Source organism: Pseudonocardia nantongensis (assembly GCF_046546495.1).
Lineage (GTDB): Bacteria > Actinomycetota > Actinomycetes > Mycobacteriales > Pseudonocardiaceae > Pseudonocardia > Pseudonocardia nantongensis.
In genome coordinates, this window is record NZ_JBKGXT010000010.1 from 38,358 (window position 1) to 54,343 (window position 15,986).

Sequence of the window (15,986 nt, forward strand, 5' to 3'; positions counted from 1 at the left end):
CGGATCGTCGTACGGCTCGTAGCCTGGGGGCATGACCACCGGCACGCAGCTCGCGTTCGAGAACACCTTCGTCCGCGACCTCGAGGGCCTCTACCTGCCGTGGACCGCGGCCCCGGCCCCGGAGCCGCGGCTGGTGCTGCTCAACGAGGGGCTGGCCGGCGAGCTGGGCCTCGACCCCGCGCAGCTGCGCACGCCCGAGGGCCTCGGCGTCCTTACCGGGACCGCGCCGCCGGAGGGCGCGACGCCGGTCGCCCAGGCCTACGCCGGGCACCAGTTCGGCAACTACTCGCCCCGGCTCGGTGACGGTCGCGCGCTGCTGATCGGCGAGCTCGTCGCGCCGTCCGGAGAGCGCCGGGACCTGCACCTCAAGGGCTCCGGACGCACCCCGTTCGCCCGCGGCGGGGACGGCAAGGCCCCGCTCGCCCCGATGCTGCGCGAGTACCTGATCTCCGAGGCGATGCACGCGCTGGGGGTGCCGAGCACCCGGTCGCTGGCGGTCGTCGCGACCGGTGAGGACGTGATGCGCGAGCGTGGCCCGGAGCCGGGTGCGGTGCTGGCCCGGACGGCGTCGAGTCACCTGCGGGTGGGGACGTTCCAGTTCGCCGCCGCGAGCAGCGCGCGCGGAACGAGTACCAGCACCGCCACCGGTGAGGTCGAGGTGCTGCGCCGGCTCGCCGACCATGCGATCGACCGGCACCACCCGGCCGCCCGGGACGCGGAGAACCCCTACCTCGACCTGTACCGGCGGGTCGTCGCGGCGCAGGCCGACCTGGTCGCGCGCTGGATGCACGTCGGGTTCATCCACGGCGTCATGAATACCGACAACATGACGATCTCCGGCGAGACCATCGACTACGGCCCGTGCGCCTTCCTCGACGCGCATGACCCGGCCACCTGGTTCAGCTCGATCGACCACGCCGGCCGCTACGCCTACGGCAACCAGCCCGGTATCGCGCAGTGGAACCTCGCCCGCTTCGGGGAGGCGCTGATCCCGCTGCTGGCCGACGACCAGGACGAGGCGATCCGGCTCGCGACCGGTGTGCTGGAGACCTTCGCCGACGCCTACCACGCGGCCCGCGACGAGGGGTACGCCGCGAAGATCGGTACGGCCGCCGCCGGGCCGCTGCTCACCGACCTGGCCGCGCTGCTCGCCGAGCACAAGCCGGACCACACGCTGTTCTTCCGCCGGCTCTCCACCGCCGCCCGCGGTGACGCCGGCCCGGTCCGCGAGCTGTTCGCCGACCCGTCGGTGCTGGACGGCTGGCTGGAGTCCTGGCGCGCCACCGACCCGGACGCCGCGGCGATGGACCGGGTCAACCCGGCCTACATCCCGCGCAACCACCTGGTCGAGGAGGCCCTGGCCGCCGCCGTCGACGGGGACCTGGAGCCGATCCAGTGGCTGCTGTTCGTGCTCGGCCATCCCTACGACGAGCGCGACGGGTTCGAGCGGTACGCGCAGCCGCCCGGCCCGGACGCGGCGCCGTTCCGGACGTTCTGCGGCACCTGACCGGGCCATGACACGATCACCCGGTGCGACCGTGGAGCCCGTTGCTCGTCGGTACCGGCTGCTATCTCGCAAGCCTGGCCTGGGCCGGGATCGAGCTGCCGCCGGACCGGGTCCCGATGCACTTCGACGCGTCGGGGTCGCCGACCTGGTTCGGCACCCGGACCCAGTTCCTCGGCGCTGGGGCGGTGTTCGGCGGGATCATGATCGCGCTCGGGGTCGGCTGCCACCTGCTGGTCACCCGTGGCTCGCTCGGCACCGTGAACGTGCCGCACAAGGAGTACTGGGTGCACCCGGACCGGATCGCCCGGCTCCGGCGGATGCTGGCCACCGACATGGGGTGGACGTTCGGCGTCACGCTGTTGTTCCTGTCCGTCGTCCCGCTCTCGGCGGTCCACGCGCTCACCCGACGACCGCCGGAGCTGCCGGCCGGCCCGGTATGGGTCGTGGTGACCGTGTCGGTGGTCGGTACCGCCGGCTGGTGCGTGTGGCTGGCCCGGTACCGCTACCGGCCGAAATGATCGCCGCCCTGCCCGCCCGGTCCGCGGGACACACGCTAGGCTGGTCGGCGCGGACGAGTCGGTCGGGCGACCGCGTCGGGACCTCACCGGTCCCGCCGAGGAAAGTCCGGACTCCACAGGGCAGGGTGGTTGTCAACGGCAACCCGGGGAGACCCGCGGGACAGTGCCACAGAGAACAGACCGCCTCCGGTCCTCGGACCGGCGGTAAGGGTGAAACGGTGGTGTAAGAGACCACCAGCACCCCGGGTGACCGGGGTGGCTCGGTAAACCCCACCCGGAGCAAGGTCGAGAGGCCGCGCGCGAGTGCGGCTGCGCAGGCGTTCGAGGGTTGCCCGCCCGATGCCTGCGGGTGGACCGCTGGAGCCTGCCGGCGACGGCAGGCCGAGATGGATGGTCGCCGAACGGTGCACCGCGAGGTGCCCGCGAACAGGATCCGGCTTACAGACCGGCTCGTCCGCCCCGCTCTCCCCGACATGCGCGGGGGGAGCGGGGTACCCCTGCTGACCAGGTAAAACCGTCTCGTGTCCTCTGGCGAGTTCTCGACGCTCTCGGATGTCCGACGGCCCAGCCACGGCCCGGGGGGCTGATCTTGGTGCCCGTTCTCCCGGCATCCCCCTCGTCCTGGCCGCCTGCTCGTCGTGGAGACGGGGACAAGGGCGGCGCCAGCCATCGCGTCAGCGACGCCGTCAGGCGCCCTTGTGGCCGTCTCTGCGGCGTGGACACTCACCGGCCGAGGGGGTGGCGGTCGCGCGCGTCGGAACTGTCGGTGGTAGCTGCTTCACTAGTAGGTGATTGCTCATCGCCTGGGTGGGCAACGGTTCGCCTAGAGGTGCTCGTGGCCATACGCGCCACCGAGGTGAGGTCTGGCAGGGAGATCGATCTCGAACGAGCACACGAGCCGGAGATGGCCGAGCTGCTGGCGGAACTACATCGCAAGACGACCTCGGGCGATCGTCCGATCCATGATCGAGTCGTGCTGGAGTGCCGGGAGCACGACCAGCTCGGTCAGCCCTTCCACGGCGCCTGGGTCTACCTCCGTCTTGATCCGTACAAGCGGTGGATCTTGGCCCACTTCGACGCCACCTTGGGCGAACACAAGGCGAGCCGCATGACGGACCAGCACCGCTGGCAGCAGGACTACTGGATGCGAGCAGGCTCCGACGCTGGACACACGGTCGAGCCGGAGAAGCCGATCCCAGGGGCGAAAGTCGATGTACTGATCGAAGGGTCCGTCAAGATCGGCGTCGAAGTCCAGCACAGCGGCATGAGCGAGCAGACCGCGAAGGCGAGAACGTTTAAAGCAGCGCGCAGCGGTATCACGAGGCTCTGGTCGGGCGACAGGCCGGTTGGACCACCGAAGTGGGCTTACCGAGTGCCGACGGTCCTGACTAACGAGCTGCCGCACGGTCTCGCCCCGCGCGGCTCCTGGACCGTCGTCAACGGGCTACGGCAGCTGCACGAGTTCAAGTGCGCACGACCCTGGTTCCACGACACCACGGCCCAGGGATTCGGGGGCGTGTGCCCCCACACAAGGCGCCCCCGCCCCTGCGGGCAGTGGCACCCGAAGTTCTTTCCCCTCGGTGGCTACAGCGTTGATGACGTGGCAGAGCAAGCGCCAGATGGCGGCCTGGTCCCGATCGAGGTCCCACTCGGCATGAGGCGGATCAAGGCGACGTACATGGTGCGGGCGAGGGACGCCGCACGGTTCGCCGAGATGACGGCGGGGACGTTCATCGACCCGGACCCGGTCGCCCGAGGAGCTAGCGAGCGCGACGTGGTCGGGCCGATCGGCCCATGCACGGCTGACGCCGAGCGTCGGCTGAAGGAGCTGATCCCGCAGCAGCAGAGCCGGATCGACACGCGATATATGGCGCTCGATCACACGAGCGCGTGCAGATACTGCGGCGAACCGCTCCGGGAGGTCTCGGTTCGGCAGGGCATTCGGAATCACCTCCGTTGCTGGCAGGAGTCTGGGCGCCCCTGAGCGGATGCGGGCCGGGTAGCCGGACCGACGGCCGCGACCGGGCCGGAGGTAGAGGGAGCGAGTCGGCGGGCCGTCGTGGCCGGCCCGAGCGCCGCCGAAGGCGGCGCTCTTGATTTCTTAGAGGCAGATTCGGCAACTGCGCTAGAAGTCGTTTCCGGACGTCACTAGTCTAATCATCTGGGGTGAGTGTATGCGACGTCAGGGTCCGCAGCCCGAAAGATCGGGACCGATGGAGGGGCACCTACGTAAGGATCGGAGATATTACTCGCCTCTCGCATACACTGGAGTTCTCGAAATAGGTGACTGGGTTCGAGATGATCTACCGGATCTTATTTGGCCTGTACTGGTATTGGCTCAGTACGGATCGTGGGGTGCTCGTAGGTTTGTGCGCTGGCAGAAGGCAGTACAGGACGACTTGCGTTCGGATATTGACGTCGAAGAGTTGGCCAGGCGCCTGGACGGTCGACTTACCAGCCTAGAAACGCTGGCTGAACTGTCCGATAGTACCCGCGAAATAGTTCGAGTCAGGGCTAGCGAGTACGGATTACTCACCGAGTCAGTGCGCCACGCTATTGCTACATATCCGCGGCGTCCGGCTGCATGGCTTGTTGGAGAAGACTCGGCGACGTCGCAGTCTAGCGTGAGTTTTGTCGCACAGGCGTTATTCGAGACCTTGAAGGATGGCCATCGTGAGGCCCTAATTAAGTGTCTACCTATCTGGAGCGAGGTCCAAGCGGGCTGTTTCAAGAGTGATCAACAGATGCGTGACATCCTGAAGATATATCCGAATGATGATGCTACACGCAGTGTCGCCGACACGATAATTCGTGCCTCGTGGGGGGCGCGAAGAGGTGCTAGCTTGGCAACGAATCCTACCCAGTTCGACTCGGCGACGGACTGGGCGAAGATCTTCTGGGGAACGAATTCAATGACTAGTCGTTGTATCCGACAGCGGGAGCTTGATAAAGACGGAGAACCGGCAGTCGACGAGACCTCGGAGGACGGTAGTCCGGCTTCGGGTGGAGCGCAGGAGGGTAGTGCTCATCTGCAGCAATTGATGATGGACTTGATGTCCAGTTACTGTGAAGCGCTCGAGTCTGCTCCGTCTCCCCTTTACTGTCAAGAGCGGCAAGAGGTTCACGCCGGACTGGTTTCTAGGGTAAGTCGAGAGGTCATTACCGCGCTCGGTGATCAGGATCTGTGGTGCATGGAGCACGGTGCTCATATCACGCGCATTCTGGTTGAGGTCCGGATCTATCTTCAATGGATGGCCACCCAGGAGCCGTTGATCTACCGCGAATTTCAAGAGTACGGTGCAGGGAAAGCTAAGCTCTATGCGCGGAGTACGCGAGAGGTCGCGGAGGTTGGTGCGTCAATTGGAATCGACGAAGCGATACAAGAGTTCGAGCGTCTGAGCCATAATGAGGGCCATATAGATCATCGGGTTGTTGACACACGAGATTCGTTTGCCGGCGGTAAATCGGTCCGAGAGATGGCCAAGGAAAACGGTCTGCTCGACCTCTATAGACGTGCATACTCAATTGCAAGTGGAATTTCGCACTCAGAATGGTGGTCTGTGGAGACGCACTGCATGGAACGATGCTACAACATCCTCCATCGTGGGCATCTCATCCCAAGTCTATCTCTCAACTCAGGAGGGAATGATGAACTGGCGAGGTCGTGGGTCGATTCCGCGTATTCGATAATGCGAATCAGTTTAAGTATACTTGGTACCGAATCGGCCGCTGTTCGTTCCGCTTTTGAATGGATGGGGGCGCCATCGCAGGAGAATGTGGGAGAGTGACGTCATGCAGTATGCCAACACGCTGGTGACCGATAGGATTGGTGAGCTGTATGACAATTGATCAGATGCGGGCGGAACTTGATGAGCTGATTACCCGTGGGTCCAAAATTCAAGCTCGCGAATTGCTCTCTAGAGTCAAGGAGGGCGAACGTGAGGAGATCGCAAACGAGCTTGGCGGCGGATCGAAGGGCGAGGATGAGAAGCAGTCGAGCTTGTCGGAGCAAGATGAACAGAAGATACAAGATATAGTTAAGGAGCTCTTGAAGCCGCTTTGATTTCAATAAAGAGTATACGCGAGGTGCCCTAGCCGTGAAACAAGTGGTGCCTGAGCGCTAGAGTGAGTTCTCAGCCTACCTATTTGCCATCCCAGCGACGAAAAGAGATCGACGCGGAGAGCTACACTATTTCGGACTATATTGCCGGGATCGTCGTCTCATCGCTTGGTCAGGAAGTGTTCGACACGAGGGTTGTGGCGATGGGGAAGTTTCGTACGCAGGCTTCGATCCTTTCGGCCGCACGCGAAGTCTTAGATAGCCAGCTTGCGGATATTGCTGGAGTAATCCAGGCCGAAATATTTGATTCGGAGATTACATCGGCGAAAGGTCTGTTGAGCGCCGGCCACGTGAGGTCTGCGGGTGTCGTCGCTGGCGTAGTCCTCGAGAAGTATCTGCAAGATGTGGCTAAGTCGCATTCGGTCAGCATGCGCAAGAAGCCAACGCTAGGTCCGCTGAACGACGCGCTCAAAGAGTCGAACATAATCGACGTTCCGACGTGGCGAATGATTCAATATCTAGCGGATGTACGAAATCTGTGCGCTCACAAAGGGGACCAAGAGCCAACTCGCGACAGCGCAGAGCAACTAATTGACCGCGTCGATCAGGTTGTTAAGACGATTTACTGATCTGCTGGGGTCTCGGTTTCAGTGAGGATCCACGCGAGATAGTCAGGGTTTCTGTCGACGATTGGGCGTGCACTAATTCCGGGAACTACGTAGGGATGTGAAGCCACCGCCTTAGCTACAATTCTTGGTATAAGTTCTCGACGCGTATGTAGAGAGGCGCGACCTTCGGTTCTGTCGTGAACGTCGCCCTGCCAGCGAAAGGTCGACTGAACGGGGCTGAAGTTGTGGACGCTTGAACAAAGTCGTTCTGCAACAAGTTCTCTAGTGAATTGTCGCAGCCAATTCGGGTCCGGCGCTGTGATGACGACTTCACATAGCTCGATCACGAGCTGCTCCTTTGTGCATCGAGTAGCGTCGTCATGGCCTGCTCAGAGGCTTCTCGTGCTTTCCCCATGCTCGCCCAGCCGGTCATGGTCTGATCGTCGTAACCGAGTCCTACCCATCTGCCGGTGAGGTGAATGCCGTGTGGGTGCATTGCTAGGAACATCGTTCCTTTCGAGCGGACTGCACCGTCAGACACCGCGTACCAACCGGTAAGGGCTGGCTACACGAGTACAACCATCACCGGCCCCACACCGCCATCGGACGTCGAGCGCCGATCAGCCGCTTGACCAACGCCCCTGGGCAGTACACCTAGCGATCGGCAGGCCGACCGCCACGAGAATCAGCGCCACGGTGGGCAGGCCGTCGAGCATCTTCAGGCCCCCGATGACGGCCGCAAGCACGAGCGCACCACCCACCGCGTGTTCAGCGGCGGCGGCCGGCCCAGATCCTGCACCGATGAGTTTCCCGCGCGGCGCCGGTCGATACGCCGGAGACCGACTCACGGAAGGCCGGCGAGATGCGGAAACTGATCTACGGCATGAACCTGACCCTGGACGGCTACGTCGCCGCGCCCGGCGACGACATCGGCTGGAGCGGGCCGCCGAGCGACGAGCTGTTCCAGTGGTGGCTCGACCGGGAGCAGGAGAGCGCTCTGTGGCTGTACGGGCGCAAGCTGTGGGAGACGATGAGCTCCTATTGGCCGACCGGCGACGAGCAGCCCGACGCCACCCCGGCGGAGATGGCGTTCGCACGGAACTGGCGGGACACGCCGAAGGTGGTCTTCTCCTCGACGATCGACAAGGTCGACTGGAACGCCCGCCTGGTCACCGGCGACGCGGTCGCCGAGATCACCCGGCTCAAGGCCGAGGACGGCGGCGCGATGGGCATCGGCGGTGCGACGCTCGCCGGGGCGGCCATGCGGGCCGGGCTGATCGACGAGTATCAGCTGGTCACCTACCCGGTCCTGGTGGGCGGCGGCACACCGTTCTTCACCGCGCTGGACAGCTGGGTGAACCTGAACCTGGTGGAGACGCGGACGCTCCCCAACGGCGTCATCCTGACCAGGTACGAGACGAGGCGCTGAGCGCCCACTCCGGGCCCCGCCACTGCGGACCGTATCGGAGCGAACCTCGACCGAGACGGCCGATCACCTCGTGGGTCTGGGCGCCTGTCCGTGGCTGCGGGCCGCGCGCCGGACTCGTGCGCGGAGGTGATCCCGAACTCCGCCCCGACCCATGATCGGGACACGTTCGCGGGTGAGCGAGTCGCCGATTCGCGGTAGCGAACGATCCAATGACATCGAACACCTGTTCGACTACACTCGGACAGGTGGCCGCCGTACAGGAACCACCGATCCCCGACACCGACCCGAGTGCCGGTGAACCCGGGTTCCCGCAGGTCGATCTCGCGCTCATGCAGGTGGCGGTCGAGCAGGTGGCCGCCGACGGTGCCGGGTCGCTGTGGTCAAGTCCCGGGGCGTGGTGTGTGACGGCGGACGCGTGATCTTGCTGGGTCAGGCGCTGAGCGCCGGGATAGTTGGGGTCGGGATGGTCTCCTCGTGTCCGTCGGTGGGGCTGGAGTCGGTGGCTGCGCGGGCTCGGGCGAGGACCTCGAGGCCGAGGTAGCGGCGGCCTTCGGTCCACTCGTCGTGCTGCTCGGCGAGCACGGCGCCGACGAGGCGGATCAGCGAGTCGCGGTCGGGGAAGATCCCGACGACGTCGGTGCGGCGGCGGATCTCGCGGTTGAGTCGCTCACTGGGATTGTTGGACCAGATTTGACGCCACACTTCCTTGGGGAACGCGGTGAACGCGAGCACGTCCACGCGTGCCTGGTCCAGATGGGCTGCGACCTGCGGGAACTTCTCCTCCAAGGCGGTGTGGATCCGGTCGAACTGGGCGTGCACCGACTCAGCGTCGGGCTGGTCGTAGACCGAGTGCAGCAGCGTCTTCACCCACGGCCAGGACGCCTTCGGAGTGGCGGCCATCAGGTTCGCCGCGTAGTGGGTGCGACACCGCTGCCACGATGCCCCGGGCAGCGTCGCCCCGATCGCGGCGACCAGCCCGGCGTGGGCGTCGGAGGTGACCAGGCGGACCCCGCTCAGGCCGCGGGCGGTCAGGTCCCGGAAGAAGCCCAGCCAGCCGGCACCGTCCTCGGCGGAGCTGACCTGCAGGCCGAGGATCTCCCGATGCCCGTCGGCATTGACCCCGGTCGCGAGCAGGGCGTGGACGTTCACGACCCGGCCGCCCTCGCGGACCTTGAGCACCAGAGCGTCGGCGGCAACGAAAGTGTAGGGGCCCGCATCGAGGGGGCGGGCGCGGAACTCGGCGACATGGCTGTCGAGGTCGGCGGCCATCACCGACACCTGCGACTTCGACAGCCCACTGATGCCGAGGGACTCGACCAGCTTCTCCATCCGCCGGGTGGACACGCCGAGTAGGTAGCAGGTCGCGACCACGGTGGTCAGGGCCCGTTCGGCGCGGCGGCGGCGCTCGAGCAGCCAGTCCGGGAAGTACGTCCCGGTGCGCAGCTTCGGGATCGCCACGTCCAGGGTGCCGGCGCGGGTGTCGAACTCGCGGTGCCGGTAGCCGTTGCGCACGTTGACCCGGTCCTCGGTGCGCTCGCTGTAGGCGGCACCGCAGACGGCGTCGGCCTCGGCCGACATCAGGGTGTTGATGAACGTGGTCAGCATCTGACGCAGCAGGTCCGGACTCGCCTGGGCCAGCTGCTCGTGCAGGAACGCGGTGGGGTCGATACTGGAGGGTGCGGTCATCGCGTGGTCGTCCTTCTTGAGTTCTGTGAGAGGTGTTCAAGAAGATCACGCGGTGGCCGCCCTACACGAGGCTCCGCCCATCACCGGGCCGGTTACACACCACTCTGATGGACGCCACTGTCGCTGTCCGAGTCCGAGCTGATCGATCAGGTCCAGCAGATCGAGTCCCTGCAGAACTCCCTGGCGGCGTTGCAGGCCAGCCGCATCCGCGCGTTCGCCCGCGCCCACGTCGGTGCGCGGATCGCGGCCGGGGTGCTCGACCCGGACAAGCTCGAACGCGCGGTGGCCGCCCAGATCGGGCTCGCCTGCCGGGTCTCGCCCACCGAGGCACGCACCCGGGTCCGCACCGCCCGCGACCTGCACGACGGGCTCGACCGTGTCCGCACCCTGTTCGTCGCCGGGGAGCTGAGCCGGGACAAGGTCGCCGCGATCGTGACCGCCACCGCCGACCTCGACACCCGGCAGCGTGGCGCGGTCGATGCCCGGCTCGCCGCCCACGACCTGCCCCGGCTCGGGATCGGGCGGCTGCGGGACCTGGTCCGGATGCTGGTCGCCGAGATCGCCCCGCAGAAGTTCCGCTCCCGCGTCGACGCCGCCCGCGCCGGGCGGCGGGTCACGCTGCGCCCGGCCCCGGACGCCATGACGTATCTGACCGCGTATCTGCCCCTCGAGCAGGGGGTGGCCTGCCTGGCCGCGCTGCAGAAGGCGTTCACCGAGGTCTCGGTGGACCCGGCACCGCTGACCCGCACCCGCGGGCAGGTCATGGCCGACACCCTGGCCGAACGCGTCACCGGCACGGCCATCGCGACCGACGTGGACGTCGAGGTGCAGGTGCTGGTCCCGGTCCAGGCACTGATCGACCCGCACAGCCCGCTGCCGGCCGAGATCCCCGGCCACGGCCCCGTCCCGCTCGACCTGCTGGCCACCACCAACGGCCGCACATCGCTGCGCCGGCTCCTGACCCGGGCCGGGATCATCATCGGCGGCGAGTCCCGGCAACGCTGCTTCACCGGACTGCTCGCCGAACTGCTCACAGCACGCGCCCGCAACCGCTGCACCGAGCCCTACTGCGATGCGCCGGCACGGCACCTCGACCACATCGACCGCGCCGCCGACGACGGACCGACCGAACTCGACAACGGCCGGGCCACCTGCGAGTTCCACAACCACATCCGCGAGCAACCCGGATGGACCGTCCACCGCACGCCCGAGGGCGTCCGCACCACGACACCCACCGGGCACACCTACCTCGCCCCCGACGGCTCGACGTCAGGGACTCCCGAAGACCGCCGCGACAGCCAACGAGAGTAAGGGCGCCGCGCCACCGATCAGGTTCCGGTGCTCACATCGACGGGGTGTGGTGCAGGCCGTCGCCGAACCGCCAGGCCAGCCACACCGATCCGGTGGTCAGCGCGGCCGCCACCGCGCCCGCCGGGCTGCCCGCGAACCACAGCAGGGAGCCGGACGAACCGGCGACGAGCAGCGCGATCCGGTCCCCGAGCCGGTGGGCTGTTGCAGTGGCCAGCCGGTCCTGCTCGCGCACGAAGCGCGCCACGAAGTCCGGGTCCTCGGTCGTGAGGCGCCGCTCGATCTCGGCGAGCGCGTGCCGGTCCTGATCGTCGAACATGACGCCCTCCCGCTGTCCAGGCGTATCGGTCTCATTTATATCGCAGTACGATATAGATCCGCAAGGACGCTCGCCCGCACCGCCGGCGTCCGGTCACACTGGACCGGTGCGCGAGGATCAGTCGACGACGCGGCCCCTGACGAAGCTCGACTTCGAGGCGCTGGCCCGCTTCCGGTTCGGCATCCGTCGCTACCTGCGCTTCAGCGAGGAGATCGTGCGCCGGCACGGGCTCACCCCGCAGCAGTACCAGCTGCTGCTCGCGCTCAAGGGGTTCCCGGGTCGCGAGTGGGCGACCGTCGGGGAGCTGGCCGAACGCCTGCAGCTCCGGCACCACAGCACCGGGGAGCTGGTCGACCGTGCCCAGGGGCAGCAGCTGGTGCGGCGGGCCCCGGATCCGGACGACGCCCGGGTGGTGCGGGTCGATCTCGCTCCGGAGGGCGACCGGACCCTGACCGAGCTCAGCGCCCTGCACCGCGACGAGCTGGAGCGGATGGCGTCGGTGCTCGCGCTGCCCTACTGGCAGGACGCGCAGTGACCGGGCGGCGTAACGCCGGACCGGTGCAGGCTCGATCACCCCAGTGATGCCCACCCCGAACGACGACTGCGACGACCCCCGCCCCGTCCGCGAATGGATCAGGACCGTCCAGTTCGCGGGCAGCGTCGCGCTGGCACTGTTCGTCGTCGGGCTGCTCTCCGTGGCCGTCCTCCTGGGTGCCCCCACCGGCACCGACGGCACCGACGGCAGCACCGGGGCTCCGGTGGTCGGAGTCAGTGCACCCCGCGAGACCCCGGTGGTCCCGGCGACCGTGCTGACCCCGGGCGTCTACGAGACCGGTGTCGACATGGCCCCGGGTCGCTGGCGTACACCCGGCCCGCGGCCTGTGACGGACGTCCGGACCTGCTCCTGGGAACGGGCCACGTCGAACTCGGGCACCGCCGCCGACGTCATGGCGAGCGCCACGGTCCGCGGCCCCGCCTCGCTGCACGCCGACGACGGCGACTGGGTCACCGTGTCCGGACCGTGCACGTGGCGCCGGATAGGCTGACGGCGGCAAACCCGAGCTCTGCCGGATCGGTACCGGGACCGGCGCGTCAGACGCCCGCCTTCCGGATCGCGCCGGAGATCTCGTCCATGATCGGGGTGCCGGCCGGCGTGGCTCCGAGGGTCCACAGGAAGTCGTGCAGCATCCCGTCGAACCGGGTGCGGGTGACCGGCACCCCGGCCGCGCTGAGCCTGCCGGCGTAGGCGGCCGGTCCACGATGTCCAGGTCGCCGATCACCCAGCCGCCGCCGTGGAAGTAGACGACCAGCAGGCGGGGGTCCGGGGCCGTCCGGGGTGTAGATCCGGACCGGGATCCGGCCGGCCGGGCCGGGCCGAACCCGCCCCCGTCCGGCCGGTCAGCTCACGCAGAACTCGTTGCCCTCGGGGTCGCGCAGGGTCGTGGTGACCGGGCCGCGGTCGGAGGTCACCCACAGCACCTCGGCGCCCAGTCCGACCAGCCGTTCGACCTCCGCGGGTGCCACGTCCGGGCCGACCTGCACGTCCAGGTGCACCCGGTTCTTGGCCGTCTTCGGCTCGGGCACCCGCTGCACGAAGATCCGCGGGCCCGGGCCGTGGCAGGCGGCGACGTCGCGGAAGGCCCTCCGGTCGCCGTCGGTCAGGACCTCCTCCTCGGTGAGATGTCCGGCGGCCAGCAGGCCGGTCACGATCTCGGTGTGGTCCTCGACCCGGTAGCCGAGCGCGGCGGCCCAGAAGCGGGCGAGTGCGTGCGGATCGGCGGCGTCGAGGGCGATCTGGAGCGTCGGGGTCATGCCGCGATCCTGGCGGACGTCGCGGACAGGTCCGGTCCTGGCCGATCGACAGGGCGCTGGCCGGTGCGCGCCGAGGGCGCCGCAGCGCGGGCGTTCCCGGTCGCGCGCGACCGGAACTGTCGGGGGTGCGGTCCATCATCGGCCGCGACGCCGATCCCGGGAGGGCACGATGACCGACTCCACCACCACCACCGACTCCACCACCGACGCGGCCGCCGACCCGGTGCTGGCCGAGATCACCGCCGCGGTGGAGGCGGGGCGCGCGGGTGAGCGTGCCGCCGCCCGGGAACGGCTCGCCGCGATCTGGGCGCGGATCGGCGAGCGCGGCGACCCGTTCCACCGCTGCGTGCTCGCGCACCATGCCGCGGACCTGCAGGGCGATCCGCACGAAGAACTGCGGTGGGACGAGCGGGCCCTGGCCGCCGCCGGTGAGGTGACCGACGAGCGGGCGGAGGCCCATCACGCGTCGCTGCACGTCGCGGGGTTCTACCCGTCGCTGCACCTCAACCTGGCTGATGTGCACCGCCGGCTCGGTCACGACGCCGACGCCGCCCGGCACCTGGAGCTGGCGCGGGAGCGGAGCGACGCCCTCGGCGACGACGGCTACGGCCACATGATCCGGTCCGCGATCGAGCGCTGCGGGCAGCGGCTGGAACGGGGCGACCGCTCGGCGGACCCGTGACCGCGGTGCGACGACGCCGGACCCGGGCGGGTGGCGAACCGGTCGTCGTCGTTGGGCAGAATCGGGGCCGCACCATCGCGCGAGGGAGAGGGTAGAGACGTGAGCACGGAGACGATCGAGTTCCAGGCCGAGGCCCGCCAGCTGCTGCGGCTGATGATCCACTCGATCTACTCGAACAAGGACGTGTTCCTGCGCGAGCTGATCTCGAACGCCTCGGACGCGCTGGACAAGGTCCGGCTCGCCGCTTACCAGGACAAGGAGTTGGGCGCGGAGACCGACGACCCGCACGTCGAGCTGGTCCCGGACGCCGAGGCGCGGACGCTGACGGTGCGGGACAACGGCATCGGCATGACCCGGGACGAGGTCGTCGAGCTGATCGGCACCATCGCGAAGTCCGGAACCGCGGAGCTGCTGGCCAAGCTGCAGGAGGCCGGCGACGGCGACCAGGCCAGGGAGCTGATCGGGCAGTTCGGCATCGGGTTCTACTCGTCGTTCATGGTCGCCGACCGGGTCGAGCTGACCACCCGCAAGGCCGGGACCGACGGCGGGGTGCGCTGGGAGTCCGACGGCGAGGGCTCCTACACGATCGCCGACGTCGCCGACGCCCCGCAGGGCACCGCGGTCACGCTGCACCTCAAGGCGTCCGACGCCGAGGACCAGATGCACGACTACGCCGACCGCTCCGTCGTGCGGCGGATCGTGAAGACCTACTCGGACTTCATCACCTGGCCGATCCGGATGACCCCGGAGGCGCCGGCCGAGGAGGCCGAGGACGGCGAGAACGCGACTCCCGAGCCGGAGACGCTCAACTCGATGCAGGCGCTCTGGGCGCGATCGCAGAAGGACGTCTCCGACGCCGAGTACGCCGAGTTCTACCGGCACGTCAGCCACGACTGGCAGGAGCCGCTGGAGACGATCCGGCTCGCAGCCGAGGGCACCTTCGAGTACCAGGCACTGCTGTTCCTGCCACAGGTCGCGCCGATGGATCTCTACATGCGCGACGCCCGCCGCGGCGTGCAGCTCTACGTGCGGCGCGTGTTCATCATGGACGACTGCGAGGCGCTCGTCCCCGAGTACCTGCGGTTCGTCAAGGGCGTCGTGGACGCTGCGGACCTGTCGCTGAACGTGTCCCGGGAGATCCTGCAGCAGGACCGACAGATCTCGGCGATCCGCCGCCGGCTGGTCAAGAAGGTGCTCTCCACCATCGGCACGCTGCGCGACGAGCAGCCGGAGAAGTACGCGACGTTCTGGGAGCAGTTCGGTCGCGCGCTCAAGGAGGGCCTGCTCTCCGACCAGGACAACCAGGAGACGATCCTCGGGGTCTGCTCGTTCGCCTCCACGCACGCGACCGACGCGCCGACTACGCTCGCGGCGTACAAGGAGCGGATGAAGGAGGGCCAGGAGGCGGTCTACTACATGACCGGCGACTCGCGGACCGCGATCGAGTCGTCGCCGCACATGGAGGCGTTCCGGGACAAGGGCTACGAGGTCCTGCTGCTCACCGACCCGGTCGACGAGGTCTGGGTGGACGCGGTCGAGGGCTTCGACGGCACACCGTTCCGGTCCATCGCCAAGGGCCAGGTCGACCTCGAGACCGAGGCCGACAAGGAGAAGGCCGAGGAGCAGAAGGCCGAGTTCGCCGGGCTCTGCGAGTGGATGGCCGGGGTGCTGTCCGACGACGTCAAGGAGGTCCGCGTCTCGTCGCGGCTCACCACGTCCCCGGCCTGCCTGGTCGGCGACGAGCTCGACATGACCCCGACCCTGGAGAAGATGTACCGGGCGATGGGGCAGGAGCCGCCGAAGGTGCAGCGGATCCTGGAGCTGAACCCGTCGCACCCGCTGGTCACCGGGCTGCGTGACACCCAGGCCGAGGGTGCGTCCGACACGCTCGCCGAGTCCGCGGAGCTGCTGCACGGGATGGCGCTGCTCGCCGAGGGCGGGGAGCTGACCGACCCGTCCCGGTTCGTCGGGCTGCTGTCGGCCCGGCTGCAGAACAGCCTCTGAGCGGATGCGTCCCCGGGCTGCGCATCGGCCCGGGGACGCATCGGCTCCCTGCG

General features: G+C 67.9%; 18 protein-coding genes and 1 other RNA gene. 14 read left to right on the forward strand and 5 right to left on the reverse strand.

What is annotated here, in order from left to right; genetic code table 11:
• The first annotated feature begins 31 nt into the window (after positions 1-31).
• The 7 genes from ACLFMI_RS12655 to ACLFMI_RS12685 all read left to right on the forward strand — a co-directional run bounded on the left by ACLFMI_RS12655 (position 32) and on the right by ACLFMI_RS12685 (position 6,714).
• Entirely contained in the window at positions 32-1,507 is a 1,476-nt protein-coding gene (locus ACLFMI_RS12655; RefSeq protein WP_410948011.1) for a protein adenylyltransferase SelO, read from the forward strand.
• A gap of 23 nt (positions 1,508-1,530) precedes the next feature.
• The gene (locus ACLFMI_RS12660; protein WP_410948012.1) at positions 1,531-2,025 is read left to right on the forward strand and encodes a hypothetical protein; all 495 of its coding nucleotides are present in this window, start codon (positions 1,531-1,533) and stop codon (positions 2,023-2,025) included.
• 54 nt (positions 2,026-2,079) lie between these two features.
• An RNA gene (rnpB, locus tag ACLFMI_RS12665) (RNase P RNA component class A) lies at positions 2,080-2,482 on the forward strand.
• A 447-nt stretch (positions 2,483-2,929) separates the two neighbouring features.
• Positions 2,930-4,009 (forward strand): hypothetical protein, encoded by a 1,080-nt coding sequence (locus tag ACLFMI_RS12670; protein WP_410948013.1) that lies wholly within the window; start codon positions 2,930-2,932, stop codon positions 4,007-4,009.
• 385 nt (positions 4,010-4,394) lie between these two features.
• Complete coding sequence (locus ACLFMI_RS12675; RefSeq protein WP_410948014.1) at positions 4,395-5,813, forward strand: DUF5677 domain-containing protein; 1,419 nt, start codon at positions 4,395-4,397, stop codon at positions 5,811-5,813.
• A gap of 50 nt (positions 5,814-5,863) precedes the next feature.
• Complete coding sequence (locus ACLFMI_RS12680; RefSeq protein WP_410948015.1) at positions 5,864-6,088, forward strand: hypothetical protein; 225 nt, start codon at positions 5,864-5,866, stop codon at positions 6,086-6,088.
• 62 nt (positions 6,089-6,150) lie between these two features.
• A complete protein-coding gene (locus ACLFMI_RS12685) occupies positions 6,151-6,714 on the forward strand; it encodes a DUF4145 domain-containing protein (protein ID WP_410948016.1) in 564 nt (187 codons plus the stop codon).
• Here the strand turns inward: ACLFMI_RS12685 and cutA are convergent.
• Positions 6,708-7,040: a divalent-cation tolerance protein CutA gene (gene cutA, locus ACLFMI_RS12690; protein WP_410948017.1), complete on the reverse strand. Its 333-nt coding sequence runs from the start codon at positions 7,038-7,040 to the stop codon at positions 6,708-6,710. The two genes, ACLFMI_RS12685 and cutA, sit on opposite strands and share 7 nt — an antisense overlap.
• Before the next feature lie 515 nt (positions 7,041-7,555).
• Between cutA and ACLFMI_RS12695 the strand changes: the two genes are divergently transcribed.
• Both ACLFMI_RS12695 and ACLFMI_RS12700 read left to right on the forward strand, forming a co-directional pair.
• Positions 7,556-8,122, forward strand: a complete 567-nt coding sequence (locus ACLFMI_RS12695; RefSeq protein ID WP_410948018.1) for a dihydrofolate reductase family protein — start codon at positions 7,556-7,558, stop codon at positions 8,120-8,122.
• A 245-nt stretch (positions 8,123-8,367) separates the two neighbouring features.
• On the forward strand, positions 8,368-8,541 hold the full coding sequence (locus ACLFMI_RS12700) for a hypothetical protein (protein ID WP_410948019.1): 174 nt from the start codon (positions 8,368-8,370) through the stop codon (positions 8,539-8,541).
• A 10-nt stretch (positions 8,542-8,551) separates the two neighbouring features.
• Here the strand turns inward: ACLFMI_RS12700 and ACLFMI_RS12705 are convergent, their stop codons facing one another.
• Entirely contained in the window at positions 8,552-9,808 is a 1,257-nt protein-coding gene (locus ACLFMI_RS12705; RefSeq protein WP_410948020.1) for an IS256 family transposase, read from the reverse strand.
• 189 nt (positions 9,809-9,997) lie between these two features.
• On the opposite strand from ACLFMI_RS12705, the gene ACLFMI_RS12710 reads away from it, so the two are divergent.
• Positions 9,998-11,119: an HNH endonuclease signature motif containing protein gene (locus tag ACLFMI_RS12710; protein WP_410948021.1), complete on the forward strand. Its 1,122-nt coding sequence runs from the start codon at positions 9,998-10,000 to the stop codon at positions 11,117-11,119.
• 31 nt (positions 11,120-11,150) lie between these two features.
• On the opposite strand, the gene ACLFMI_RS12715 is transcribed toward ACLFMI_RS12710, so the two are convergent.
• Positions 11,151-11,435: a DUF3040 domain-containing protein gene (locus ACLFMI_RS12715; RefSeq protein WP_410948022.1), complete on the reverse strand. Its 285-nt coding sequence runs from the start codon at positions 11,433-11,435 to the stop codon at positions 11,151-11,153.
• A 106-nt stretch (positions 11,436-11,541) separates the two neighbouring features.
• Between ACLFMI_RS12715 and ACLFMI_RS12720 the strand changes: the two genes are divergently transcribed.
• Both ACLFMI_RS12720 and ACLFMI_RS12725 read left to right on the forward strand, forming a co-directional pair.
• On the forward strand, positions 11,542-11,970 hold the full coding sequence (locus ACLFMI_RS12720; protein ID WP_410948023.1) for a MarR family winged helix-turn-helix transcriptional regulator: 429 nt from the start codon (positions 11,542-11,544) through the stop codon (positions 11,968-11,970).
• A gap of 46 nt (positions 11,971-12,016) precedes the next feature.
• Positions 12,017-12,481: a hypothetical protein gene (locus tag ACLFMI_RS12725; protein ID WP_410948024.1), complete on the forward strand. Its 465-nt coding sequence runs from the start codon at positions 12,017-12,019 to the stop codon at positions 12,479-12,481.
• A gap of 46 nt (positions 12,482-12,527) precedes the next feature.
• On the opposite strand, the gene ACLFMI_RS12730 is transcribed toward ACLFMI_RS12725, so the two are convergent.
• Both ACLFMI_RS12730 and ACLFMI_RS12735 read right to left on the reverse strand, forming a co-directional pair.
• Positions 12,528-12,653: a hypothetical protein gene (locus ACLFMI_RS12730; RefSeq protein ID WP_410948025.1), complete on the reverse strand. Its 126-nt coding sequence runs from the start codon at positions 12,651-12,653 to the stop codon at positions 12,528-12,530.
• 180 nt (positions 12,654-12,833) lie between these two features.
• The gene (locus ACLFMI_RS12735) at positions 12,834-13,247 is read right to left on the reverse strand and encodes a VOC family protein (protein ID WP_410948026.1); all 414 of its coding nucleotides are present in this window, start codon (positions 13,245-13,247) and stop codon (positions 12,834-12,836) included.
• Between the two features lie 169 nt (positions 13,248-13,416).
• On the opposite strand from ACLFMI_RS12735, the gene ACLFMI_RS12740 reads away from it, so the two are divergent.
• Together ACLFMI_RS12740 and htpG are read left to right on the forward strand one after the other, a co-directional pair.
• Positions 13,417-13,929, forward strand: coding sequence for a hypothetical protein (locus tag ACLFMI_RS12740; protein WP_410948027.1), 513 nt, complete (start codon positions 13,417-13,419; stop codon positions 13,927-13,929).
• A gap of 99 nt (positions 13,930-14,028) precedes the next feature.
• Positions 14,029-15,933 carry a molecular chaperone HtpG gene (gene htpG / locus ACLFMI_RS12745; protein ID WP_410948028.1) on the forward strand — a complete coding sequence of 635 codons (1,905 nt, stop codon included), beginning with the start codon at positions 14,029-14,031 and terminating at the stop codon, positions 15,931-15,933.
• The last annotated feature ends 53 nt before the right edge of the window (positions 15,934-15,986 follow it).